This is a genomic window from Aquirufa salirivi, assembly GCF_045310485.1.
In the GTDB taxonomy this organism is placed as follows: Bacteria; Bacteroidota; Bacteroidia; order Cytophagales; family Spirosomataceae; genus Aquirufa; species Aquirufa salirivi.
This window is the reverse complement of the sequence record NZ_JBEWZH010000019.1, coordinates 1-1,542: the sequence shown is the minus strand read 5'-3', so window position 1 is coordinate 1,542 and position 1,542 is coordinate 1. Positions and strand designations below refer to the sequence as shown.

The following is a 1,542-nucleotide window of genomic DNA, read 5'->3' as shown; positions in this document are numbered from 1 at the left end:
ATGCTTATGGCAATACGGTAACAGGCTTTGATGCGAGTAGCAATAACATTACCGTAAGCACTAGCTTAAGCGGAGCCATCACTGGATTATCAGGCACGAATAAATTAAACAATGCTGGCGACTTTAGCAGCGGAGTAGCAAGCGTAAGTAGCTTGATCTATACAGGAACAGCAGGAACAGGAACCTTCACGTTCACTCCAGCCACAGGAGGATCTGTTACTAGTTCTAATATAAGTTTCAATTCAGGAGTAGCTTCTCGTTTATTAGTTTCTCCTATATCATCCTTTTCGGCGGGAACTTTACAATCATTAATAGTTTCATTGGTGGATGCATCTGGCAATCTGGTTAATTCGAATGAAAATGGCAAAATAACATTATCGGTAAAAACGGGTTCAGGGACTATTCTTGGCACGATTTCTGTTGATATACTTTCAGGGCAAAATACCATAACTTTTACAAATTGGTCGTATAACAAAAATGAGTCTGGAGTAATAATTTCAGCTCTTGCCAGTTCTTCCAATACAGGTAATTTACATGGGAAAGTGGGAGATTCTAATTCCTTTTTAGTATCTCCAGGAACACCTTACAAGTATTTTGTTACTTCGACTCAATCAACGACTAGAGCTGGGAGCCCGTTTACCGTTAAAGTAATAGCCAAAGATGAATTTGGTAATATTTGTACCAACATGTCATCGGCCCAAATGATTCAGTTTTGGGGAGCTAATAAAGCACCCAATGGTGTAGATAATCCCCAAGCTGGACTACCATCTGTCACGACATTTTCAACAGTGGTTTCAAACATTATGGGAGAATCAAATAAGAAATTATCCAATAGTATTATTGCCAATTTGTTTATTGCTACTGATAAATCAGCTGCACATAGTGCAGAATTTAATTTAGTTCAGAGTAGTTTGAATGCATTTGGATCTAGTTTTTCTGTAAATTTTGTTAATGGAGAAGCTAATGCTCAATTGATTTTAGTTAAAACTGAATTGGCGTATTTAGAAGCAATTAAATCTACTGGTACACCATCAAATTCGAATGTTGACAAATTCTCGATGCAAGTTACTGCAGCTGATTTTTCAACTTTTACATACAATTTAGATCCCAAACAAGATGCAGGGAAATTGATTTCAGGGTTTATGACAGCCATAGATACTTATGGAAATACAATTACTAATTTTAATGCGTCATTGAATCCTGTCACAATCTTAGTGAAGTTGATTGTTGGTGGAATTGTAAGCGATCAGAAGACTGTTATATTAAATAAATCAACTGATTATGTTAACGGGGTTGCCTATTTTTCTATTTTGGGTAATTTGTTCCCCAATGCTTTGTCGGGATCCATTCAAATAGCTATCACTCCAAATGTGGGTACTTCTGTACAATCGTCAATTATCGTTATGGTACCATCGGATACCGACGGAGATAGCGTCTCTGATGAGCAAGAATTAGCCGATAAGACCGACTTGAACGATGGTTGTTCTTATTTGATGAGCTCGTTTGTGATGTCGAAAACATCCGCAGGATGGAAAGCGATGG

1 protein-coding gene is annotated in these 1,542 nt (G+C 37.5%); it reads left to right on the top strand.

The genetic code is table 11. The annotated features are described in order from the left end of the window. Positions 1-1,542 (top strand): hypothetical protein (locus U0R11_RS13480; protein WP_406752341.1); only part of this gene is annotated, 1,542 nt, incomplete at both ends.